The organism is Vibrio sp. M60_M70, from assembly GCF_037162085.1.
Classification (GTDB): Bacteria; Pseudomonadota; Gammaproteobacteria; order Enterobacterales; family Vibrionaceae; genus Vibrio; species Vibrio diabolicus.
Map to the genome: position 1 here is coordinate 269,758 of NZ_JARLUL010000001.1, position 23,498 is coordinate 293,255.

A 23,498-nucleotide genomic window follows, 5' to 3' on the forward strand; every position below is an offset into this window, starting at 1 on the left:
AGCTCCCATTATGGGGGCTATTTTTTTATCTCGACAATAGAGAAATGAATGATTGTCGAGAAGAGACACAAGAACCAAGGACATAGAGAGAAAATAATGAAAGCATACCAGCGTGAATTTATTGAGTTTGCACTTGAGAAAGAAGTTCTTAAGTTTGGTGAGTTTACTTTGAAATCTGGCCGTAAAAGCCCGTACTTCTTTAACGCTGGTCTTTTCAATACTGGTCGTGACCTAGCGCGTCTTGGTCGTTTTTACGCAGCAGCGCTCGCTGATTCTGGCATTGAGTTTGATGTGCTGTTTGGCCCGGCGTACAAAGGTATCCCAATCGCGACGACAACAGCAGTCGCGCTGGCGGATCATCATGACGTCGACACGCCTTACTGCTTCAACCGTAAAGAAGCGAAAGATCACGGCGAAGGCGGTAACCTTGTAGGCTCTGCGCTTGAAGGTCGTATCATGCTAGTAGATGACGTAATCACAGCAGGTACTGCGATTCGTGAATCGATGGAAATCATTCAAGCAAATGGCGCAGACCTTGCTGGTGTGTTGGTTGCGATTGACCGCCAAGAAAAAGGCAAAGGTGAGTTGTCTGCGATTCAAGAAGTGGAGCGTGACTTTGGTTGTGCAATCATCTCGATCGTTAGCTTGACTGACCTTGTGACTTTCCTTGAAGAGAAAGGCACAGACAAAGAGCATCTAGAAGCAGTCAAAGCGTACCGCGCAGAATACGGCATTTAATTGGTTACTTTTTCTGAAAAAGTAAAAAGGGCAGATGGATATTCATCTGCCCTTTTTTGTTTTTGGATTTATCGCCTTGACCACTTACTTATAGCGAATGCCTTTCTCGACATGCTCATCTTGCATGGTTTTGTAGCGTTTATGGAGCCACATCCATTGCTCTGGAGCGCGTAGAATGACTTCTTCCACATACTTGTTCATATAAGCGGCAGCGGCGACTTCGTCTTTTTGTGGATAGTCGGCTTCAATGCACTTATCGGCGATGATGTCGTATTTTCCTTCGTCATTGCGAAACCCTGAGCCTGGGATGATCGCACATTTTGAGGTATACGCCAGAATGCTCGTGCCTGTTGTTGTACACGCATCGTCTACGGCAAAGAAGGGCACAAATACTGATTTTTTGCGACCGTAATCGTGATCCGGTAAATAGAACAGACGCTCACCACTGCGTAATACACGAATCATCTTTTTTACATCTTTACGATCAATCAGTTTATTGCCGTTATGTGTTCGTCCCCAATACTGGATAAAGTTATAAGCAGGATTATTATGCGGACGAAACGCGCCGTACCCGGCCACGCCTAACACGGCGAAAGCACGCGCAGTGATCTCTAGATTTAGAGCATGGACACAACAAAGTAGGACGCCTTTACCTTCTTTGGCTTTTTCACGCAGTGCGCCGAGATCTTTCTCGACGATCAGGTTTTTAAAGCGCCAAGTCGGCCAGAACCAAGTGATTCCGGTTTCTATCAGTGCCATACCGGTATTTTTGAAGTTCTCTTCAACAATGTGTTGAATCTCTTCAGGTGTTTTGTCTGGAAAGGCCAATTCTAAGTTACGCTGAGCAACGTGGACACGCTTTTTACCGTAGCGCATGCCAAGTTTGCCGAGTGAACGACCTAATGAAAGCAGCAGCCGATAAGGAAGAATATTGACGAGGATGGCCAACAGACCAAAACCAAGCCATACGCCCCAGTTACGAGGGTGAAGAAGTGAAAGAGAAAACTCGGGCTGCGTGTATTTGTCCTTACTCATAGTCTTTTACTTTATTTGTGCACTCAAAAGCGCCCAGTACTCGTCAAAGTTTGCAGTCGGCTGGTATTTAAAGTCGCTACGCACAAAGCGGTTTAGGCTCCCCTCAACTTGTCCCAGAATTTGCGCGGCTAGGATGCGCTCTTCGACAGGGAAAGACTTCCCTTCACGAATCTTACGTTCACGCAGGATTTGGCGCAATTGTGTTTCTATACGCTCAAAGAGTTGATTGATGCGTTCACGTAGGCGTTCATTTTCAAACATTAGAGCATGACCCGACAAAATGCGTGTCAGACCTGGGTTACGTTCAGAGAACGCCAAAATAAGGTGCATCACCATACGAATACGCTCTAGTGTATCTTTTTCGTCGTCTAGAATACGGTTGATACGTGTCATCAAGGCTTCTTCAATGAACTCAATCAACCCTTCGAACATGCGCGCTTTACTTGGGAAATGACGATACAGCGCGGCTTCTGAAACGCCGACTTGCTTGGCCAGTTTTGCCGTAGTAATGCGTGAAGCGCCATCTGTTGATTCAAGCATTTCTGCCAATGCTTGTAAGATCTCTTCACGACGGTTGGATTTTTTACTGCCGGCCATTAGTTACTTCCTTTCAAAATACAAAGTTGAGCGGAGGGGATTATAAGACGCTATTTCGCCTCAAACTAGACCACTAAGGGTGGAATGGGAGATTTAACACCCTTAGTTGTCATTTTTGTACCAAATTTATGCCAGCTTTTGTAAAAAATTGGCAGGGTTTTCAAACGTTAGTTACATCAATTGATGCATTTTTTCGAGAATTTTAAAGCTCAATGCTTCTTTTGATTCTAAAGCGAGCGCAAGTTCACCTTCAGGCCAGTAAAGGGTAATTGCGTTGTCGTTGCTGTTAAATCCTTGCCCTGCAACCGAAACGTCGTTTGCACAGATCATATCGAGGTTTTTCTTTGTTAACTTGCCTCGAGCATAGGTCTCTACATCATTGGTTTCAGCCGCAAAACCGACGGTAAACGGACGCTTCTCCGTCATTGCTGCCACAGATGCAACAATATCAGGATTTTTAACCATATTAATGACCATTTCGTCGTTGTCTTCTGTCTTTTTCAACTTTTGAGACGCGATCGTTTGTGGGCGGTAGTCGGCAACGGCAGCGCAGCTAATAAACGCATCATGCCTGTTTGCATGTGTCATAACGGCTTCGTGCATCTCTTGTGCACTGGAAACATTAATGCGCTCAACACCTACGGGCGTATTTAAACTGACAGGACCGCTCACGAGGGTGACTTTTGCTCCCATCTGCGCTGCGGCGCTCGCCAATGCATAGCCCATTTTCCCGGAGCTATGGTTAGTAATGTAACGCACTGGATCAATCGCTTCGCGAGTTGGTCCGGCGGTAATGAGTATCGACTTACCTTCTAGCAATTTTGGTTGAAAGAACTGTTCACATAGATGTACTAGCTGCATTGGTTCCAGCATTCGACCTGGTCCTACATCACCACAGGCTTGCTCTCCTGCCGCAGGGCCCAGATGTGCATACCACGACGCGCTAACGTAGCGATGTTCTCTTGGGTTGCGATATTGCGATACATCTGTTGATTCATCGCAGGAGAAACAGCAACAGGGGAATCCGTCGCGAGCACGAGCGTGGTAAGTAAATCGTTCCCCATGCCTGCGGACATGCGCGCGATTAAGTCCGCGGTCGCTGGCGCTAATAGCACTAAATCTGCCCATTTGGCCAATTCAATATGGCCCATAGAGGCTTCCGCTGCTGGGTCTAGTAAACTGTCCGAGACAGGACGGCCCGAAACGGCTTGCATGGTTAAAGGGGTAATGAACTCTTTTGCGGCTTTCGTCATTACAACTTGAACTTGCGCTCCTCTCTCTATGAGGCGACGGGTTAGCTCCGCACATTTATACGCGGCAATACCGCCACTGATGCCGAGTAGAATTTTCTTTCCTGCTAGTGTTTGCATGTGAGATCTCCAATTTGATGACCGGATTTTAACACAATTCAAAGTCTGACCGCCCGAGCATATATAACGAGAAGATAATTCACATCAAACTCCAGAGTATTAATCTGACCGAGGAAGGGAAAATTCTCGCCTACCTCACAGACAAGTTGCGCGGAGTTTGCAAGTCTGAAAAGAAAAAGAGGTAGTGGAAACCATGGTGTTGAAAAGTCGAAACAAATTGCTGCTGATAACCCTAATTCCGCTGTTGTTGATCACTACATTGATCTCAGTGGTGTATTACATCAACAGCAGTAAAAGTTTGGAGGCGGAGCTGGCAAGAGACAGGCAAGAGCTCATCGAAACGAAAAAGAAAGAGTTACAAGCCTATATGATGATGGGCGTGACGGCGATAAAACCGTTATACGACACGGATGTAAATGGAAGTAATAAAGAGGCAGCAAAAGAAATTCTGAAAGCCATGCGCTTTGAAAGCGATGGTTACTTTTTTGCCTACGACTCTCAAGGTGTGAATACGTTGCACGCTATCAAACCTGCATTAGAGGGTAAAAACCTTTACGACTTAAAAGATGAAAATGGGGTCGCAGTTATTGCGGGCTTGATTGACGCTTCTCAAAAAGGGGATGGGTTCCTCTATTTCTCGTGGCACAAACCGACCATTGACGCACAAGCGCCTAAGTTGGGCTATGCAGAATATCTATCGAAATGGGACTGGGTTTTAGGTACTGGCGTTTATATTGATGACATCGACCAGCAAGTTGCGATGCACAGAGAGTTAAAGACTCAAGAGCTAAAAGAGCATACATTATCTGCCGTGTTGATTTCCGCTATTGGATTGATCATTACCAGTGTTCTCACCAGTATCGTGGTGTCTAAAGGTATTCAGCCATTACAACATGTCGCGGCTTCATTAAAAGATGTTGCCGCAGGCGGCGGTGACTTAACGGCTCGTTTAAAAGTCGAAAGTCAGGATGAAGTCGGTGAAGTGGCGGCCGCGTTTAATGAGTTTATGGATAAGCTGCACCCACTGATGCAGGACATTCATCGCTCTGCGACGACAGTACAGACCGTTTCCCAAAGCCTGAACACTCAGACCAGCCAAGCGAGCGGTCAAATGCAGGATCACTGTTTAGAGACGGACAAAGTCGTGACGGCAGTGACGCAAATGAGCATGACTGCCAAAGAAGTAGCCAGCAATACTAATGCGACCGCGCAGGCAATTGACGATGCCAACAGTCAAGTCACCGCCGCTCAGCATGAGGTCGAGCAAGCAATAGAAGGCATTACCGAACTCGTGACGGAGATAGACAGCACGTCAGATGCAATTTCTGAGTTAAGTTTACAGACCGAAAAAATAACCAAAGTGCTGGATGTGATTGGCGAGATAGCCGAGCAAACGAATTTGTTGGCCCTAAATGCGGCGATTGAAGCGGCTAGAGCCGGTGAGCAAGGTCGAGGGTTTGCCGTCGTTGCGGATGAAGTGCGCTCGTTAGCCAGTCGTACACAAAATAGTACTCATGAAATTGGCGACATGCTCAAGCAGCTACAAAATGGTGTATCAAGAGCGGTCAGTACGATGTCGGTGAGCCAAAAACGAGGTTTAAAAACGGCGGAAGAGTCCGCGCTCATTCAGCAATCTCTTTCTGGTGTTCATCATTCTATCGGAACAATTCGAGATATGGGTATTCAAACCGCGTCTGCCGCAGAAGAACAAAGCGCGGTTGCAGAAGACATCAACCAAAACTTAGTGTCTATTCAACAGATCGTGAACAACATTAATGAGACGTTGCAGCATGCCGAGTCAACCAGCACGCAGCTATCACAGTCTGGAACAGAAATTCACGGCTTGGTTGGCAACTTTAAACTCTGATGAACTGTTAAGTTGCATGGAAAACACTGATAGTACGAAGAAAGCGAAAGTCATACTCGACTTTCGCTTTTTGTTTTGTGGAATAGGGACACTTTCCATATAAAGAGACATCAGATGATACTGAAAGCTTTGCCAAATGAGTCCATGCCCAGAGAGAAGCTACTGCAACGAGGGCCGCAAGCTTTGACCGATGCTGAACTGCTGGCCATCTTCTTGCGCACAGGCACCCGCGGAATGAACGTGATTGAGCTTGCAGACTTCCTTATTCAAGACTTTGGTTCGCTCAGACAACTATTTTCAGCATCAGAAGAAGAGTTTTGTCGTCACAAAGGATTGGGGCAAGCCAAGTATGTTCAGTTGCAAGCGGTACTAGAAATGACACAACGTTACTTGGCGGAGACGCTAAAGCGTGGTGATGCCTTAACCAGCCCCGACCAAACTAAGTTATATCTGTCTTCTATTTTAAGGGATCGGCAAAGAGAGGCTTTTTATATTCTTTTTCTCGATAACCAGCACCGAGTGATAAAAGATGAAATTTTATTTGAAGGAACGTTGGATGCAGCGTCGGTGTATCCGAGAGAAGTCGTCAAGCGTGCTCTGCATCATAACGCGGCGGCTTTGATTTTGGCGCACAATCATCCTTCAGGCGTCGCTGAGCCGAGCCAAGCTGACAGAAGGATTACAAGGCGTCTCATCGACGCATTAGCATTGGTGGATATTCGTATTTTGGACCATTTCGTCATCGGAGATGGGGAAAGTGTCTCTTTTGCTGAAAGAGGCTGGATATAACTGTGCGTTTTTTAGGTTGTTAGTTGCTAAAAATCTGCTATCATCCACGCCACTAAATTTTTAACTGAATTCAGCTTGGACTGCTAAAAAAATCTGCTGTCTAAAAAAAGATCACGAAAACCTGTAAAAAGGATCTGTTCGGGTCTTGAGCAATGCATATCAAGTTAGTATAATGCGCGACCTTTGATAGCCTTGTATGGATTTTCCATAGCGGTTCTTAACCTCTAACTTCTTTTCGAGAGATAGAGAGGTTCGGCCACCAAGGTTGATATCGAGCTGAAACGATTTTGGAGAAGACATTCATGTCACGAGTATGCCAAGTAACTGGTAAGCGTCCAGTAACGGGTAACAACCGTTCACACGCACGAAATGCTACTAAGCGTCGTTTTCTGCCGAACCTACAAACTCATCGTTTCTGGGTAGAGAGCGAAAAACGTTTTGTTAAACTACGTCTATCTGCTAAAGGTATGCGCATCATCGACAAGAAAGGTATTGATACTGTTCTTGCAGACATGCGTGCACGTGGCGAAAACGTTTAAGAGGAAATAAGCAATGGCAAAGAAAGGCGTTCGTGAGAAAATCCGTCTAGTATCTTCTGCAGGTACAGGCCACTTCTACACAACTGATAAGAACAAGCGTAACATGCCAGGCAAATTTGAGATCAAAAAGTTTGATCCAGTAGTTCGCCAGCACGTTATGTACAAAGAAGCAAAAATCAAATAATTGGTTTCAGTCTCTTTGATGAATTGAAAAACCCAACTTTCGAGTTGGGTTTTTTATTACGTGAATAAAAGTGCTGAAGAAAAGGTTCAGTACGTCATCGGGTTATAAGGCACTGCTGAAGTTATTCTACTGGTCCGACTCTATACTCGAATTTTTGATTGATCGCTCTCTGCCGCTTCGTTACCACTTCCCTACACACTTGCACACCGTTGTTCTAGTCAAGCTCAATACTCTTTGGTAGTTTACTCATAACGATAAGAGAGTAGAGATGGTTATGCGTGTGAGTCCGGCTCGTCGCCGCCGATGGAACAATATTCTTATTCTGGGCATTATCGCGTTTATAGTGATCTTAAATGCTCCGATGTGGATCAAAACTTACCTATTAACAGACCAAGCAGACCCTTACCCAAATGTACTTCGCTCCGACTATACGGTGGAGTCTTTGTACTATAGTGGCTGGGAGTTTGAACTGCATGATGGACGATGGCAATCCAACATCAAAGTTGATGCACCGATCAGTGAACTTGTATCACGCTGGCAATCATTGGAAGGGACCGAGCTCACCTCAGAACAGTACGATCATTTAAAACCTAACCTGACGGTACCTGAAACGGTAGAAGTTTGGTATCAGGATCTCGAAGAGCCGCAGCGGGTGACTTTCTTTCGTTTACCTGATTTTTGGCTATTTAAAACCTGGCAAGACAAATGGGTCGCTATCTCCGTCGATGAAAACTACCTTATGCCAGAGTAGAGCCTTTTTGCGCCTATACCCCTAATAAGCTTCCCTATTTATCGTTTTTCTTTTCGATTATGCTAGCAGCGAGAACTATTAGCCGGTGAATTGGAGAATCTAATGCCTGAGTTGCCAGAAGTTGAAGTCAGTCGTATGGGAATTAGCCCCCACATGGTTGGACAAACGATCCAGTCGTTTACTTTTCGAACGCCTAAATTGCGCTGGGATATTCCTACAGAGCTTAAAAAATTGGAAGGGCAGGTGATCCGTGCGATTAGCCGTCGTGCGAAATACTTACTGATCGAGACAAACACCGGTACAGCCATTGTTCACTTGGGCATGTCGGGGTCTTTACGTGTTCTAGACGCCGACTTTCCGCCAGCAAAGCACGATCATGTGGATCTCAAACTAAGCAGTGGAAAAATACTGCGCTATAACGATCCGCGTCGTTTTGGGGCATGGCTGTGGTGTGCTCCTGGCGAGTCACATGCTGTGCTAGCAAACATGGGGCCTGAGCCTTTAACTGAAGAGTTCAATGCGGAATATGTAGCGGAGAAAGCTAAAAATAAGCGTGTCGCCGTCAAGCAGTTCATCATGGACAACAAAGTCGTAGTTGGTGTCGGAAATATCTACGCGAATGAGTCGTTGTTTAAATCTCGAATTCACCCTTCAAGGCCCGCAGGTAAGCTTACTTCTCAAGAGTGGGGGTACTTGTTGAAAATATCAAAATGACACTTGAGATTGCCATTACGCAAGGTGGGACTACGCTGAAAGACTTTGCGCAAGCCGATGGAAAGCCGGGTTACTTCGCACAAGAGTTATTAGTTTACGGAAAAGCCGGAGAGCCATGCCCAGAATGCGGCGAACGACTTCAAGAGCTAAAAATAGGGCAGCGTAATACCTTCTTTTGTGGTGAGTGTCAGAAGTGAAATATGGATTAGGGCAAATTACATTTGCCCTGATTTTTCAAAGTACTTCTTTGCCACTAATAGAGAGATTAATTTTTCTCGCTGAGGGTTTTTAAACTGTTCTACCCATTCGTGCGCATTATGGATGATGGCTTCTGCCTCTTCAGGATGAGCGATGTAGTATTCCATTTTCTCTATCAAATCAGAGTAATCGGCTTTCACCTCTACATAGTGAACACCTGCTTGCAAGCGGCCTTCCATAAACCAAGTCTCATACCTAGGCTTGGACATTATTACCAGTGAGTTTGAAGACATCGCCCACTTGAGGTTAGTCGCAACATCATTGCCTTCGATTGCGAGCAAAAACTTGTAATTAAGCTGTTCTTCAATCGACATAAATCCTTTTTCCCAAGGATCGCCGTTGACTGGCTGTGTCTGACCAATGTTACATTGAGGGTGGTTATAGAACTGCTCAATCACTTTTTTACGGTGTGGCTGGTATCCAACACCACGCCAAGCCGCCATGTTTTTCTTGCTTCTAAATGACAGTTTATCAGTAACAAACTGGAAGTGACGAATCTCATTTAACTTTAGTAAGACGGAGTTTTGATTGTCTTCCCCAATCGGTCGACTTTTAAGAAAGGATGGGTATTCTGGTACATAACGAATATCACCGTTCAAAAACTGGAAAAAGTATTGAGCTGGGAAGGACTTAACTACTTTGTGTAGGTCGAAGTAGTATGTTGTACCGCCTGTCTTTTTGTAGCCGCCAACACGTGTCGACTCGTTTTCAGGAAGTTCAAATGACTCGTTAACCTTGTTGTAGTAGTCTACTCGCTCTTGGATATAGGAATCCATCGGGTATTTATCGATAAGACGACGAGCTGATTTACTTCTAATGGAGTTAGGTACTAAGACTTGCAGACCATTTGAAGCGTAATACTTAAATTTCCTGAAACTCATTGTGCTACCTTTGTATTGATAGCGATATAAACACATTCAGGTACAAATTGCTTCACATCTCCACCATGAATGGCAACTTCACGAACAATAGTGGAAGAAAGGAAGGCGTATTCGTCGGCTGGAGTAAGGAACACGCTTTCCATGCCTGGCAACAGTTTGCGATACATGCTGGTAAGGCCGAACTCGTATTCAAAGTCTACCGTTGTTCTCAGGCCGCGTACCAATACGTTTGCTTCTTGCTCTCTGGCAAAATCAACAAGTAGACCACTAAAACCGGCTGTCGATACATTACTTAAATGTGCTGTTGATTCTTCAACCAGTTTTACGCGTTCTTCTAGGCTAAAAAGCGTATTTTTAGAAGGGCTTGCCGCGACACCAATAACAATTTGATCAAACATGTCTGCGGCACGAGTGATGATATCAAGGTGACCATTTGTGATTGGATCGAAAGTACCTGGGTATATGACTTTTTTCATCGTAAAACTGTCTCGTAAATGTCTACGTATTGATTAGCAGTGTAGTTGATATCAAACAATTTCAATTTCTCTTGCCCCTGAGCGATGAAGTGTTGCTTCAATTCATCATCTTGGGAAACCTTTACTATTGCATCTGCCAGTTCTTGTGAATTACCTGGCTCAACCAGTAATCCATTTGAGTTGTGGTCGATGATGTCAGGAATGCCTCCTGCGTTGGTACCAATAACAGGTAAACCAGAGCCCATACCTTCCAAAATGACAGAACCAAGCCCTTCGGTATACGATGGGTGCACTTGTAAGTCTGCCGCTGCAAACCAATCACCCATGTTGTTCTGTTTACCTTCAAAGCTAATGTTAGTCAGACCTTCTGCTTGTGCTTCAAGCGTTTGTCGCTCTGGACCATCGCCCAATAAACAGATGTGAACAGAGGGCGCAATGTCTTTTAGTAGCCTTGCCGCTTCGATAGTGACATTGAAGCCTTTATGTTTGAGCATGTTTGCGGCATGAATCACCAAAAACTTACCCGTAAAGCGCTCTCTTAGGGCTTTAACTGCTTGTTTATCTACAGAGTATACCACCGGGGAGCTTGGTATTTTGTAAGTGGTAGACGTTGGGTAAGCGTCTTTGACTCTCTGAACTATGGCTGTGCTTAAGCCAACTACAGCACTCGCTTTCGTGTAGGCTAAATTTGCCAGCCACTTTTTCTTTAGAGGGTTATCTATACGGCGCGTGACGATATAAGGCTTACCATAAAGCATGTGCTGAATGAGAGCCCAATAAATTGCGCGTCCTTCATGAACATGAATGATTGAACAATTTTGAGTTACAGCTTTAGAGTGTGCCTTGGTAAAGTGAGTCGCCAGCACTAGCTTAACGTTCAGTTTACGGATGGCATCGGCAAAAGGGCTTTTAGGGTTAGCGACTACCGTAAGGTTATAACCCAATTTGACTTGTTGCTGGATGAGTTGAAGGGTTTGGTTTTCTCCTCCATGGTAGCCAGAAGCCAAATTCACATGGCAAATATTCATATTATTGCTCTTTATTGTGTTTTTTCACGTAGTCACGCAGCCACAGATCGGCATAACGGGTAAAAGTGGTGTTTGCGCTTAACACGGCTAGCAAAAATCCGTGTCGTCCATCTAAGAAGCCACGCTTGATGATATACATTTTAAAGAATCGAAAAAAACCGTGCGTAAATGCACTAAGTAGAGAAGCGGTTTTTTTCCTTCTCTCTGGTCAGCCCAAGACTGCATATACAACTGAGTCTTGCGGGTATATTCACCTAGCCTTTCGTAGGTAAAATGCTTGAGACGCCCGTTCAATGACACGATGTTAAATCCATTTGGAATGACCACGCTTTCGTGCACCAATGCATCGTTGTATTGAGTTTGTGAAGTTTTATACAAACGGACTACCCAGTCAGGAGACCAGCCAGAGTGACGAATTTCTTTGGCAAAGGCAGTGGTTAGACGATTAACTTGGTAGATGTTTTTGTCTTTGTGCTGACTGATAGCATTCAGTATGTCTTGACGCAGTTCGCCAGTTACGCGCTCATCAGCATCTAGCCAAAGAACGAAATCGGACTCGATATAAGTTTGAGCAAGTTGGCGCTGTTTGCCGAACCCCTGCCAGTCTAAGTTAGAGTAAAACTTATCTGTGTATTGCCTTGCGATGGATTCAGTATTATCCGTACTGCCAGAATCTAGGATGACAATCTCATCGACCCAATCTCTCACAGTGTCTAGACAAGCTTTTAAGTGCTTCTCTTCATTTTTTACGATTAAGGCAACGGCTAAGGTTGGTTTGGACAAGGTCATTTCCTTCTTAACAAATCAAGACAGTAAGTTTACTGGTATTGAGGATACAAATCTTCTAAGACTTGATCGAACATGCTCATTACTTGAATGTTAGTAATGCGGTTCATTGCCGTTTCATCTTTAGCGCGAGTTCGCCAGCTTAACTCGTGACTGTTTTTGCCTGTTTCCGCAAAGATCGTTTCTTCATAAACCGAGACAACGTATTTTAGGTAGCGGTAAGGTCCCACTCGAAGCGGATTATGGTGTGCATAGAGCCCGATGATTGGCGTTTTCATGGCATTTGCCATGTGTGCTGGTCCGGTATCGGGGGCGATGACCATTTCAACCTTATCTATTAACGCAAGCATTTGCAGAATTGAGCTTTGTCCAACTAAATTTAGACACGGTTCTTCCAAGCGAGATTGAATGGCCTCTGCCAGGTCCAATTCTACCTGAGCAGGGCTGCCTGCCAGAATCACGTTCCAGCCTTTTGCTCTGGCGTGATGAATCACATCCACATAACCTTCCGCGTTCCAGTTTTTATAAGCTTTGCTCGCACCAGGCACAATCAACAGGTTAGGTTTACTACGAGAAATATGAGACTCTGCCCAAGCTTGGTCGCGGTCTGAATAAGAAAGTACCCAGTCTAGTTCTGCCTTTGGTACCCCAATTTGATGGGCAAAGGCCATTAAGCCATCTGCGACATGCAGAGATTGCGGGGAAGGCACTTTGACATTGGTAAATAGTGTTTGAAAGTCCTGGCTTCTATCAGAAGAGAAACCGAGTTTGTATTTTGCTTTAATGCCCAACGTTGCGACACTCGCTCGAATCGCGTACTGCATATGCAATAGCGCATCAAACTCTCTGCCTTTCAGCTGTCGCCAAAGTGATTTGTAGCCATTAAGTCCCGCTTTTTTATCAAAAACAATCACTTCTACACCATCGATGGCGGCTAATAACTGGGCTTCAAGTTTACCCGTTATCCAAGTAATCTGGGTCGAAGGCCAGTGTTTCTGAATAGCTTGAATGGTGGCGATAGTATTGCAGACGTCTCCGATAGCGGACAAACGCAAGACGCATAGTGACGATGGGGCAGAAGTGAACATAATTATTGTCTGATTCGATGAATAGAGGCAGGTAAATTATGCAGACATCCCCAATAAATGTAAAATACACGGCTCGAATATAGCTAAGTACTGATAAGTGTTCTGCAATGTCAAAGACAACACCACATCAATCGCAAGAATCTGGCAAGCCGGGTAACACCGGGCTAAAGCGCATCGTTAAAGCGACGGGTTATTCGATCCAAGGATTAAAAGCGGCTTTTAAGCATGAAGCTGCCATTCGACAAGAGTTGGCTCTGTTGAGTATTGCTGTGATTTTGGCTTGGCTAGTGGATGTCGACATGGTTGAGCGTATCTTAATGATCGGGGTCGTGGTATTAGTCTTGATTGTAGAGCTTGTAAACTCAGCGATTGAGGCGGTAGTGGATCGTATCGGTATTGAACGGCATGAGCTCAGTGGTCGAGCTAAAGATATAGGCTCTGCTGCCGTTATGGTTGCTTTGGCGTTTGCTGCATTTACTTGGTTGTATATATTAGCCAGCCGGTATTTAGGCTAGAGGGTGAGCGTATGATTCAACAGTATAAAAACAACAACCAAGTGATATGGTTTGATGACGAGATCATTACAGACCCTAGCCAACCGATATTTGATGCGGAATACTGGCAGTCCTCCGACAAGGTGGTTGGCAGTGCGACGGGGCGAGGCACGACATGGTTTATCCAACTAGAGAACATGCAAGCGGCACTACGTCATTACCGTCGTGGCGGTTTGTTTGGGAAGTTAGTTAACGATCATTATTGGTTCTCTGGCTGGGATAACACCCGTTGTGCGCAAGAGTTTCAGCTTTTGTTGGCGCTAATTGAGGCTGGGGTGCACGTTCCTCGTCCTATTGCAGCAAGAGCCGTAAAGTCAGGACTTTTCTATCAAGCCGATTTATTAAGTGAGCGAATCCCAAACGCCAGAGATCTGGTTAGTATCTTGCAAGAACAGTCTTTATCGGTAGAAATGTATCAGAAAATAGGGCAAGAAATTGCCAAGATGCATCAGGTTGGCGTTAACCATACCGATTTGAATATCCACAATATCTTGATCGACGACAAAGATAAGGTATGGATTATCGATTTTGATAAGTGTCGTTTTGAAACTTCTGGTGACTGGAAGCATCAAAATCTAAATAGACTTCTGCGTTCATTTAATAAAGAGCGTTTAAAGCGACAGATTATTTGGCAAGAATCCGATTTTGAACATTTTCAGGACGGTTATGCTTCTCAATCTTAATTGAGTTTTCTATCATTTTATATCGATTACTCTAAGTAGGCCCTCTTGAGTCTAACGATGCTCGAGTGAGTCTATAAACTACAATAATCATAAAGTATTCATGTGTATCTGATGGCACACAAATTAACGTAGGTAACATTTGTAATGAAAATATTAGTAACCGGTGGAGCAGGCTTCATTGGGTCAGCTGTTGTCCGACATATCATTCGTGACACCCAAGATACCGTCATCAATTTAGATAAACTGACCTACGCAGGGAATCTAGAATCACTGGTTGATGTCTCAGAGAGTGAACGTTACCACTTCGAGCAAGTGGATATCTGTGACCGAGCTGAACTAGATCGCGTGTTTTCAGAGCATCAACCCGATAGGGTGATGCATTTGGCCGCCGAGTCTCATGTCGATCGCTCTATTGATGGTCCTGCTGCTTTTATTGAGACCAACGTGATGGGCACTTACCATTTGCTTGAAGCGGCTCGTCAATATTGGTCGGGCTTAGATGAAGCGCGCCAATCGGCATTCCGTTTTCATCATATTTCTACGGATGAAGTGTATGGCGATTTAGAGGGTACGGACGATTTGTTCACCGAAACCACCTCATACGCGCCGAGCAGCCCATATTCTGCATCTAAAGCTTCGAGCGATCACCTGGTTCGCGCTTGGCAACGTACTTATGGCTTACCAACACTTATCACGAATTGCTCCAACAACTATGGCCCGTACCACTTCCCAGAGAAGTTGATCCCTCTGATGATTTTAAATGCCCTCGATGGCAAGCCGTTGCCTGTGTATGGTGATGGTATGCAGATCCGAGATTGGCTGTTTGTGGAAGACCATGCTCGCGCGCTGTACAAAGTGGTCAACGAAGGTGAAGTCGGTGAAACCTACAACATTGGTGGCCATAACGAAAAAGCCAACATCGAAGTGGTGAAAACCATTTGTGCTTTGCTTGAAGAGCTGCGACCAAACAAACCTGCAGGTGTTGAGTCTTATGAATCTTTGATCACGTATGTGAAAGATCGCCCAGGTCATGATGTGCGTTACGCAATTGATGCCACCAAGATTGCTCAAGAGCTTGGCTGGACGCCAGAAGAAACGTTTGAAAGCGGTATTCGCAAAACCGTCGAATGGTACCTAAACAACCCACAATGGTGGCAACGTGTGCTTGATGGTTCATACAGTTTAGAGCGATTAGGAGCGGGCGAATAATGAAAGGCATTATTTTAGCAGGTGGCTCGGGCACTCGCCTTTACCCTATTACACGCGGTGTTTCTAAGCAGTTACTGCCGGTTTATGACAAACCAATGATTTACTACCCGTTGTCGGTACTCATGCTAGCTGGTATTCGTGAAATCTTGATCATCACCACGCCAGAAGACCAGGAAGGATTTCAGCGCCTATTGGGTGATGGCTCAGAGTTTGGCATTGAGTTGCAATACGCGATTCAACCAAGCCCAGATGGCTTAGCTCAAGCCTTCATCATTGGTGAAGACTTCATTGGCGATGACTCAGTATGTTTGGTGTTAGGTGACAACATCTTTTATGGGCAAGGGTTCACACCTATCCTTCAGCAAGCTGCGATGAAGACCCGTGGTGCGACGGTATTCGGTTATCAGGTTAAAGATCCTGAGCGATTTGGCGTTGTAGAATTTGATGCCAATATGCAGGCGACTTCGATTGAAGAAAAACCAGTAAAGCCTAAATCCAATTATGCTGTCACTGGGCTGTATTTTTATGATAACCGAGTCGTCGAATTGGCAAAAAAGGTCAAACCTTCAGCTCGTGGTGAATTAGAGATTTCGACGCTAAACCAAATGTACCTTGAGCGAGGTGACCTGAATGTTCAATTACTAGGGCGCGGCTTTGCTTGGTTAGATACTGGAACGCATGAAAGCCTACATGAAGCTTCTTCGTTTGTTCAAACCATTGAAAATGTTCAAGGTCTTAAAGTTGCCTGTTTAGAAGAGATTGCGTGGCGCAATGGGTGGTTAACAAGAGACCAGATACTATCCATTGCAAAACCGATGCAAAAAAATGATTACGGACGTTACCTTTCCGAGTTAGTCACCGAACAAAAATAGCACTACTCGTTAGTTGCAATGAGATATTAAATGATGAGCAATGAAATTGTTCCTGTAACAAAACCATATCTACCGTCAAAAGATAAGTATAAACAATATGTTGATCGTGTGTACGAGAGCGGTTGGTTGACCAATAGTGGTCCTCTCGTTAAGGATTTAGAATCTCGACTAGCTGAGTATCTTGGTGTTAAGCATGTTATATTGGTTGCAAATGGCTCATTGGCACTTCAAGTTGCTTACAAAGCACTTAATCTAGCTGGAGAGGTGGTCACAACACCTTTCTCTTTCGCTGCGACCACAAGCACGCTTAATTGGGAAAATTTAACCCCTGTTTTTTGTGATATTGAAAGTGATACCTTTAATATCAATCCTGATTTAATTGAAGATCTTATTACAGAAAAAACGTCTGCAATAGTACCGGTGCACGTGTTTGGTAACCCATGTAAAGTCAATGAGATTCAAGCTATAGCAAACAAGCACGGCCTAAAAGTTATCTATGATGCCGCTCATGCTTTTGGTGTGGACCTAAATAAAGAAAGTGTATTAACGTACGGTGATATAAGTACATTAAGTTTCCATGCCACAAAGTTATTCCACACGATAGAGGGTGGAGCTGTGATTACACAATGTGATGAGCTAGCAGCTAAAGTACGCTCTATGATTAACTTTGGAATAACTGGACCGGATTCGATAGAAGGCGTTGGAACTAATGCCAAGATGAATGAGTTTGAAGCCGCTATGGGTCACTGTGTTCTAGATGATATAGAAAGTATCATGACCAAGCGAAGAGGCTTATGGCAAAGTTATCAAACCCACCTTTCTGGTGTTTTCCAAATGCAAAATTGGTTGGATAGCTCAAAACCTAATGGTGCGTATGTACCAATTGTGTTTGATTCGGAGCAGTCATTACTTAGAGCTAAGGCTAATTTGGAAGCGAATAACATCTTTCCAAGAAGGTACTTTTATCCAAGTTTAGATCTTGTCGATAGTTATGGTCATGAAGGAACTCCATGTGAAGTTAGTCGCTCGACTAGTAAAAGGATCTTATGCTTGCCTATATATTTTGATTTGTGTGAATCAATGGTAAACAAGATAAAACAAATACTTAAAAAATCATGATTGGTTGCAAAAAGAGAGTATAAGATGAGAAACAGCATCCTGAAATATCTACAAGCATCGTCGATGAAACATCCAGAAAATATTTGTGTTTCGGATTCGATCCACTCTTTGACTTATGCAGAAAGTACAGCAAAGTCATATGCTATCTCATTGCAACTAAGACAGCAGGGAAGTTTAAACAAGCCGATTGTTGTGTTTGCGAAAAAATCTGTAAATGCACTCTCCATGATCTTTTCTGCGACAATGGCTGGAGGGATTTACTGTCCCGTAGACATTAACTCACCTAAAGAACGACTATTAAAGATCTTATCTAACCTTCAAGATTGTCTTGTTCTTTATGATGAAACGTCACGAAATTTATTAAATTCATTAGAATTAGATAGTCCAATTTCAACTATTAATATCGATGAAATACCAACATCTAAGCTACCTATGCAAGATATTTGGGATGATATCGAAAAGTTTAATCAAACCGTTATTGATAAAGATCCATGTTATATAATTTTTACTTCAGGCTCTACAGGCACACCAAAAGGTGTCACTATTTGCCATTCTAGTGTTATTGATTATATAGATTGGGCTAATTCAGCCTATGAAGTGAGCAAGGCTGATATTATTGGTAGTCAAGCTCCACTATTCTTTGATAACTCGACTTTAGACATCTATTTGGCGCTGTCTAATGCGGCAGAATTGCATGTTATTCCTGAAAGCGTGTTTATTTTTCCTCAGAAAACACTTGAATACCTGAAAGAAAAAGCAATAACAACGATCTTCTGGGTTCCTTCATTGCTTGTAAATATTGCGAACCTTAAGTTACTTGATCAGTTTCAATTGCCATGCTTGAAGAATGTATTGTTTGCTGGAGAAGTAATGCCAGCGAAGACGATTAAGTACTGGTTAGATAAGCATCCTAATGCTCATTACTCTAACTTGTACGGACCAACAGAAATTACCGTTGATTGCACCTACTATGATGTGCCGTCAGACTGGGATGGGGATAGCTTACCTATAGGAATCCCTTGCCATAACTCAGGAATTTTAATCCTAGATGAAAACGACCAGCGTAATGATGAAGGTGAATTGTGCGTTCGAGGCTCTAGCTTAGCGCTTGGGTATTGGGCTAACTCAGAAAAAACAGAAGAAGTATTTTGTCAAAACCCACTTCAAGATAAATATATTGATATGATCTATCGTACCGGAGACTTGGTTAGACTTGTTGATGGTTTAATTTATTATATTGGTAGAAAAGACTTCCAGATTAAGCACAATGGCTATCGTATAGAACTTGGCGAAATTGAGTCTCAGATCATGGATCTAGATGCTGTCGAACAGTGTGTTGTTGGTTATTTATCAGAAGATAAAGTGCTTTATTCTTTTGTTCAATGCAGTAGTTCGATGAGTGAAGTTGAGCTTAAAGTTGCACTGGCGAAACGTTTACCAAAGTACATGATTCCAAGCAAGGTTGGCTTTGTACAAGAAATGCTTTTTACGCCAAATGGTAAGTTAAATAGAAAAGCTTTTTCAGAGAAAGCGCTACAAGAATTTGTAAAGGTTAAATAGTAGTATGTATGAAAAAATTATAGCAATCCTAACCACAATGAAACCAGAACACGAGTTTACTAAAGATACTGAACTTTTTGAGTCAGGTCTGTTGGACTCTTTTGATTTGTTAGTCCTAGTAAGTGAGATCGAAGCTCAGCTAGCTATTTCAATCCCTGGTGAAGGTTTGGTTCCTGAGAATTTTGTTTCGCCGCGTGTTATTGGTGAGTATCTTAAAACGATTCAGGGTTAACTTATGAAAAGTAATATTGGTAATATAGCATTAAAGGGAATACTTGCCGCGGTACCCAAGCATATTTCTTATTTCGATGACGAGATCGAAAATTACTCTCATACAGAACAGAGCTCTAAGAAACTGAAAAAGTTGATGGGTTATGAGCAGCATCGCGTAGTTTCTAAACCAATTTGTTTTAGTGAGATGGTAAAGCCGTTACTTGAAAACTTACCGAAAGTACTAGGTGTTTCGTACGATGATATAGATGCAATAGTTGTTGTAACTCAGACACCTGACTACTTGATTCCATCAACCTCTTCGATAATACATGGCATGTTTGACTTCAATGAAGATTGCTATTGCATTGATATTAATGATGGATGTAATGGTTATATTCGAGGTTTATTCGAATCCTCTAGTATCATCCGTAATAGTGATGCCAAGAAGATATTACTGATTACTGGCGATGTACTGAGTCTAAAAGTTTCAAAGAAAGATAGAAACTCTTACCCCCTTGTTGGTGATGCTATAGTTGTGACTCTTGTAGAATATAAAGATACTGTTGATAGAGCACCTCTAGAGATACATCATGACGGCCAAGGTGCTATGGCTTTGAACATCCCAGTAGGTGGTCTGGCGATACCTTACCAAGAAGGAAGTTCAACTTTGGAAGAGGATGAAGAGGGGAACTTACGTTCTTTGGAGCATTTAGTTATGCAAGGTCGAGACGTATTCACATTCACTCAAACGAAAGCACTATCTTTCCTTAAACGATTTACTTCGGATCATGCGACTGAAAATCCAGTAGATTATTTTTTTCTGCATCAAGCAAATGAGTTTATTCTTCAGAGATTCAGAACTGGACTGCAACTTGATTCGAACCAATTGCCTTCTGAAGTTATCAAAAAATATGGTAATTCATCATCAGCAACGATCCCTCTGTCTATAGCTGAAGCTTGGCAAGGTGCGCACACTTTTGTTGGCAAACGAGCTATCTTGGCAGGTTTTGGAGTTGGTCTGAGTTGGGGAGCCGCTATTTGTGATTTGAGTGAATTATCCGTATGTAAAATAATAGAATTGGAGTTATAAATGGAGCAGTTTAAAGAACACTTGATTGAGATATTAGACATTGAGATGGAAGAATTGGATATGGATTCTGAGTTCTCAGAAATGGAGTCGTGGGACTCATTAGCTCAGCTATCGTTTATTGCAATGGCTCAAGATGAATATGATGTAAATGTATCACACGAACAGTTAAAAAATGCAAAAACTTTTACTGATTTACATAAGTTAGTTTTAAATGGCTAAGTATATCTTAATTACAGGGGCTACGTCCGACATTGGAAAATCTGTTGCGAAGCGGTTAATTGAAAGTGACTGTGTTCCAATTTTAATAGGAAGGAATATCGAATCGCTAAAAAAAGCTATCGATGAGTTAGATAACCCTAATGTACGTTATTACCTCTTTGACAACAACGAGTTGTCAGATGTAAAGGATTTGTTTAAAACTATTGTTAATGACATAGGTGCGAAACTCAGCGGTTTTATTGGCTGTGCTGGTTTCCATAAGATAAAGCCATTTCGAGTTACAAAAGAGCAGGATTTTAAGGAGATGATGCAGCTAAACTTCGTCTCACAAGCTATGTTTGCACATTGTTTTGCTAAGTCACAATTTTCTCACGATGGAAGCTCAATACTCTTTATATCCTCTATTGCATCGATCAGCGGAGAGCCAGGTTTATCTGCGTATTCGTCATCAAAAGCGGCTCTGAACGGGTTAATGCGCACTTTAGCGGTCGAATTAGCTCCGAGAGGTATAACTTGCAATAGTATTCTCCCTGGATGGGTTCAGACAAAGCATGCTGAGTTTGTAGAGTCGACGATGTCATCAGAGAAGTTCACAGAATTAAGGGCAAGCTATCCATTAGGGTTAGGGAAGCCAGGAGATGTTGCATCTCTTTGTAACTTCTTAATTAGCGAAGAGTCGCGATGGTTAACAGGACAGGAGATTGTACTAGATGGTGGAAAGAGTTTATTGTGATTGGATTTAAGCCACTTGAGCAGTTAAATGATAATGAAATAGAAGTCGTGGCGAAATCTGTTTGCCAACTTGATCCTTTGTTCTATATGCAGCTATCTCAAGATGAATCTGAGTGTATTGCAAAAGTTTATCGATTGATTATAACGAGCGGAACGGATCTATGTGTTGGAGATGCTGCATTTTATCATGGCGAGTTCGTTGGATACTCTTGCTACTTCCCCGCGAAAGAGAAAAAATTTCGCTCTGCGACTTCCTTGAAGATACTCCTAGACAATAAGTCAGCTATTGACAAGAAAAAGATTATATCTTTAGCCACGGAGTTTTCTAAAAGAGTTGCACCGCTTGAGACATCTGGTTTGTACCTAAATAAAATTCATGCTTTTAAAACTAATGTTGGGATAGGAACTGCGCTACTAAATAGGTTTATTGAGCGAGCCAGTTCAGGGAATACCCCTTGTTCTCTTCACGTAAATAAAGAAAACGAGCACGCGATACTGTTTTATCAAAATAATGGCTTTAATATGATCAGTAGTGGATCCGACTATATTTTAATGACTAGAGGTTGATTGTGAGCTTATATATTCTGGGTGCGGGTGGATTAGCTAAGGAAGTTTATGGATGGTTAGTCGCTGAGCAGTCGCCTATGTTAGAGGAGCTTCGAGGTTTTTTAGTGACCGACTCTAATTACAGTTCAATCGAGTCTTATGATGGTGTACCAGTAAAAGTATTAGATTCGATTGCTGAAGAAAAAGGTTTTGAGTTTTTAGTTTGTGTTGGAACCTCCTTACCAAGGAAGAAAGTTATTGAACAAGCATTGATGCATGGTGGTACACCGAAATCCTTCGTGAGCAATAATGCACTTATTGGACAGAATGTTGTCATAGGTGAGGGGAGTATTATTAACCCTCGCTGTACTATATCTTCAGATGTAAAAATAGGAAAGTACACTATTGTTAACTGTAGCAATGGTATTGGTCATGACTGTGTTGTCGGTGATTATGTTACAGTATTAGGAAACGCTGCTATAAATGGACATGTTTTTATTGGTGATTACGTTACTATCGGCTCAGGTGCAATATTACATCCTAATATAAAGGTAGGTGATTATGCTTCAGTTGGCATAGGGAGTGTCGTTATAAGGAATGTCAAGCCAAATACTACTGTATTTGGAAATCCGGCAAGAAAAATTAGTTAGTTATTAATGAATATCATCCCTAGAAATATAGCTGAAGAAATAACTCTACTTAACCGATAAATTAGAAGACAGAGGAAAAAATGTCCACTAAAGTCTCAGTCATTTGTACCTGCTATAATCACGAGAAATATATTGAGCAGACACTTTTATCTATACTTAATCAGACGGTAGACTTTGAATACGAGTTGCTCATACATGATGATTGCTCCTCTGACAATAGTCGAAAAGTTATCGATAAGGTTTTTAATGAGTATTCTGGTAAATGCCAAGTAAAGAGAATTTATCCAGAGGAAAATATATACTCTAAAGGATCATCTGCTGTACTTTTTAACATGTTACCTCATGTTGATGGGGAGTATATAGCTTTTTGTGAAGGTGATGATTATTGGGTTGATGACAACAAGCTTCAAAAACAGCTTAAAGCATTGGCATACCACAAGGATATTAATGTTTGTTTTCATCCTTCTTTGACTTTGCTAAAAGACCAGTTGGTTGACAAGAAATACGGATACCAAGGCGATTTAGAAAAGAAAATATCTTATCAGTATGTCATTAAGAAGGGCGGAGACACTATGCCTATGGCATCGATGTTTATTAGAAAAGAGCCGTTTTTTGACCTAATTTATCAACATGAAGACTTTTTCAAGCTTTATGGCGAGCACTCTGTATTGCAAATTATCAATAGTATCGAGCACGGAGCTTGGTATCTCCCTGAAATAATGTCAGTTTATCGTAGTATGCATGAAGGCTCTTGGAGTTTACAACAAGCACAAGACCCAGCGGCAGAAGAGCGAGAGTTTACGTATTATAAAATCCGTATTTTGGGCTTGAACAAGATTTACAATTATAAGTACTGGAAGTGCTTTTTAGTTATATATTTGAAAAAGTCGAAAAAATATTACCGAAAGAAAATAAAGCGTTGGCTTACAGCTAAAGTTTAAAAAAGCAGC

General features: G+C 42.7%; 25 protein-coding genes and 3 pseudogenes. 20 read left to right on the forward strand and 8 right to left on the reverse strand.

What is annotated here, in order from left to right; translation table 11 throughout:
- Nucleotides 1-96: 96 nt before the first annotated feature.
- On the forward strand, nt 97-738 hold the full coding sequence (gene pyrE, locus P4S59_RS01285; RefSeq protein WP_026000307.1) for an orotate phosphoribosyltransferase: 642 nt from the start codon (nt 97-99) through the stop codon (nt 736-738).
- An 84-nt stretch (nt 739-822) separates the two neighbouring features.
- On the opposite strand, the gene P4S59_RS01290 is transcribed toward pyrE, so the two are convergent.
- From P4S59_RS01290 to coaBC, 3 genes and pseudogenes are all read right to left on the reverse strand, one after another.
- A complete protein-coding gene (locus P4S59_RS01290; protein ID WP_033905948.1) occupies nt 823-1,773 on the reverse strand; it encodes a Kdo(2)-lipid IV(A) acyltransferase in 951 nt (316 codons plus the stop codon).
- Between the two features lie 6 nt (nt 1,774-1,779).
- Complete coding sequence (slmA, locus tag P4S59_RS01295) at nt 1,780-2,370, reverse strand: nucleoid occlusion factor SlmA (protein WP_005379386.1); 591 nt, start codon at nt 2,368-2,370, stop codon at nt 1,780-1,782.
- A 171-nt stretch (nt 2,371-2,541) separates the two neighbouring features.
- A pseudogene (gene coaBC / locus P4S59_RS01300) lies at nt 2,542-3,740 on the reverse strand (bifunctional phosphopantothenoylcysteine decarboxylase/phosphopantothenate--cysteine ligase CoaBC).
- Nucleotides 3,741-3,933: 193 nt separating this feature from the next.
- Between coaBC and P4S59_RS01305 the strand changes: the two are divergent.
- The 6 genes and pseudogenes from P4S59_RS01305 (at nt 3,934) to mutM (ending at nt 8,781) form a co-directional block, all read left to right on the forward strand.
- Nucleotides 3,934-5,607, forward strand: coding sequence for a methyl-accepting chemotaxis protein (locus tag P4S59_RS01305; protein WP_337168625.1), 1,674 nt, complete (start codon nt 3,934-3,936; stop codon nt 5,605-5,607).
- Nucleotides 5,608-5,721: 114 nt separating this feature from the next.
- Complete coding sequence (gene radC, locus P4S59_RS01310) at nt 5,722-6,396, forward strand: RadC family protein (RefSeq protein WP_017820707.1); 675 nt, start codon at nt 5,722-5,724, stop codon at nt 6,394-6,396.
- Between the two features lie 302 nt (nt 6,397-6,698).
- Nucleotides 6,699-6,935, forward strand: coding sequence for a 50S ribosomal protein L28 (rpmB, locus tag P4S59_RS01315; protein ID WP_005384783.1), 237 nt, complete (start codon nt 6,699-6,701; stop codon nt 6,933-6,935).
- 13 nt (nt 6,936-6,948) lie between these two features.
- Nucleotides 6,949-7,119, forward strand: a complete 171-nt coding sequence (rpmG, locus tag P4S59_RS01320; RefSeq protein ID WP_004410866.1) for a 50S ribosomal protein L33 — start codon at nt 6,949-6,951, stop codon at nt 7,117-7,119.
- A 274-nt stretch (nt 7,120-7,393) separates the two neighbouring features.
- Nucleotides 7,394-7,870: a hypothetical protein gene (locus P4S59_RS01325; RefSeq protein WP_031777180.1), complete on the forward strand. Its 477-nt coding sequence runs from the start codon at nt 7,394-7,396 to the stop codon at nt 7,868-7,870.
- A 102-nt stretch (nt 7,871-7,972) separates the two neighbouring features.
- Nucleotides 7,973-8,781: pseudogene (gene mutM / locus P4S59_RS01330) on the forward strand (bifunctional DNA-formamidopyrimidine glycosylase/DNA-(apurinic or apyrimidinic site) lyase).
- Between the two features lie 18 nt (nt 8,782-8,799).
- Here the strand turns inward: mutM and P4S59_RS01335 are convergent.
- From P4S59_RS01335 to P4S59_RS01355, 5 genes and pseudogenes are all read right to left on the reverse strand, one after another.
- Nucleotides 8,800-9,723: a glycosyl transferase family 90 gene (locus P4S59_RS01335; protein ID WP_140367261.1), complete on the reverse strand. Its 924-nt coding sequence runs from the start codon at nt 9,721-9,723 to the stop codon at nt 8,800-8,802.
- Nucleotides 9,720-10,199, reverse strand: a complete 480-nt coding sequence (gene coaD, locus P4S59_RS01340) for a pantetheine-phosphate adenylyltransferase (RefSeq protein ID WP_074191918.1) — start codon at nt 10,197-10,199, stop codon at nt 9,720-9,722. Before coaD ends, P4S59_RS01335 begins: the two co-directional genes overlap by 4 nt.
- Entirely contained in the window at nt 10,196-11,227 is a 1,032-nt protein-coding gene (locus tag P4S59_RS01345) for a glycosyltransferase family 4 protein (RefSeq protein WP_140367260.1), read from the reverse strand. Before P4S59_RS01345 ends, coaD begins: the two co-directional genes overlap by 4 nt.
- Before the next feature lies 1 nt (nt 11,228).
- Nucleotides 11,229-12,010 (reverse strand): annotated as a pseudogene (locus P4S59_RS01350) (glycosyltransferase family 2 protein).
- Between the two features lie 35 nt (nt 12,011-12,045).
- Nucleotides 12,046-13,101 carry a glycosyltransferase family 9 protein gene (locus P4S59_RS01355; RefSeq protein WP_140367258.1) on the reverse strand — a complete coding sequence of 352 codons (1,056 nt, stop codon included), beginning with the start codon at nt 13,099-13,101 and terminating at the stop codon, nt 12,046-12,048.
- Nucleotides 13,102-13,208: 107 nt separating this feature from the next.
- Here P4S59_RS01355 and P4S59_RS01360 point away from each other — a divergent pair, with 107 nt between their 5' ends.
- From P4S59_RS01360 to P4S59_RS01420, 13 genes are all read left to right on the forward strand, one after another.
- Complete coding sequence (locus P4S59_RS01360; RefSeq protein ID WP_258516104.1) at nt 13,209-13,616, forward strand: diacylglycerol kinase; 408 nt, start codon at nt 13,209-13,211, stop codon at nt 13,614-13,616.
- 11 nt (nt 13,617-13,627) lie between these two features.
- A complete protein-coding gene (locus P4S59_RS01365; protein ID WP_213913744.1) occupies nt 13,628-14,338 on the forward strand; it encodes a 3-deoxy-D-manno-octulosonic acid kinase in 711 nt (236 codons plus the stop codon).
- Between the two features lie 144 nt (nt 14,339-14,482).
- The gene (gene rfbB / locus P4S59_RS01370) at nt 14,483-15,547 is read left to right on the forward strand and encodes a dTDP-glucose 4,6-dehydratase (RefSeq protein WP_149192298.1); all 1,065 of its coding nucleotides are present in this window, start codon (nt 14,483-14,485) and stop codon (nt 15,545-15,547) included.
- On the forward strand, nt 15,547-16,419 hold the full coding sequence (gene rfbA / locus P4S59_RS01375; RefSeq protein WP_337167885.1) for a glucose-1-phosphate thymidylyltransferase RfbA: 873 nt from the start codon (nt 15,547-15,549) through the stop codon (nt 16,417-16,419). The genes rfbB and rfbA overlap by 1 nt, the downstream gene beginning before the upstream one ends.
- A gap of 30 nt (nt 16,420-16,449) precedes the next feature.
- On the forward strand, nt 16,450-17,538 hold the full coding sequence (locus P4S59_RS01380; protein WP_203345731.1) for a DegT/DnrJ/EryC1/StrS family aminotransferase: 1,089 nt from the start codon (nt 16,450-16,452) through the stop codon (nt 17,536-17,538).
- 24 nt (nt 17,539-17,562) lie between these two features.
- The gene (locus tag P4S59_RS01385; protein WP_337167886.1) at nt 17,563-19,098 is read left to right on the forward strand and encodes an amino acid adenylation domain-containing protein; all 1,536 of its coding nucleotides are present in this window, start codon (nt 17,563-17,565) and stop codon (nt 19,096-19,098) included.
- Between the two features lie 4 nt (nt 19,099-19,102).
- Complete coding sequence (locus tag P4S59_RS01390) at nt 19,103-19,330, forward strand: phosphopantetheine-binding protein (protein ID WP_337167887.1); 228 nt, start codon at nt 19,103-19,105, stop codon at nt 19,328-19,330.
- A 3-nt stretch (nt 19,331-19,333) separates the two neighbouring features.
- The gene (locus tag P4S59_RS01395; protein ID WP_140367252.1) at nt 19,334-20,401 is read left to right on the forward strand and encodes a 3-oxoacyl-[acyl-carrier-protein] synthase III C-terminal domain-containing protein; all 1,068 of its coding nucleotides are present in this window, start codon (nt 19,334-19,336) and stop codon (nt 20,399-20,401) included.
- Nucleotides 20,402-20,620, forward strand: a complete 219-nt coding sequence (locus P4S59_RS01400) for an acyl carrier protein (RefSeq protein ID WP_140367251.1) — start codon at nt 20,402-20,404, stop codon at nt 20,618-20,620.
- On the forward strand, nt 20,613-21,353 hold the full coding sequence (locus tag P4S59_RS01405) for an SDR family NAD(P)-dependent oxidoreductase (RefSeq protein ID WP_318112636.1): 741 nt from the start codon (nt 20,613-20,615) through the stop codon (nt 21,351-21,353). Before P4S59_RS01400 ends, P4S59_RS01405 begins: the two co-directional genes overlap by 8 nt.
- A complete protein-coding gene (locus P4S59_RS01410) occupies nt 21,350-21,919 on the forward strand; it encodes a GNAT family N-acetyltransferase (protein WP_337167888.1) in 570 nt (189 codons plus the stop codon). The genes P4S59_RS01405 and P4S59_RS01410 overlap by 4 nt, the downstream gene beginning before the upstream one ends.
- A 2-nt stretch (nt 21,920-21,921) precedes the next feature.
- Complete coding sequence (locus P4S59_RS01415; protein WP_180944539.1) at nt 21,922-22,548, forward strand: acetyltransferase; 627 nt, start codon at nt 21,922-21,924, stop codon at nt 22,546-22,548.
- A gap of 80 nt (nt 22,549-22,628) precedes the next feature.
- Nucleotides 22,629-23,489: a glycosyltransferase family 2 protein gene (locus P4S59_RS01420; RefSeq protein WP_213911491.1), complete on the forward strand. Its 861-nt coding sequence runs from the start codon at nt 22,629-22,631 to the stop codon at nt 23,487-23,489.
- Nucleotides 23,490-23,498: the final 9 nt, after the last annotated feature.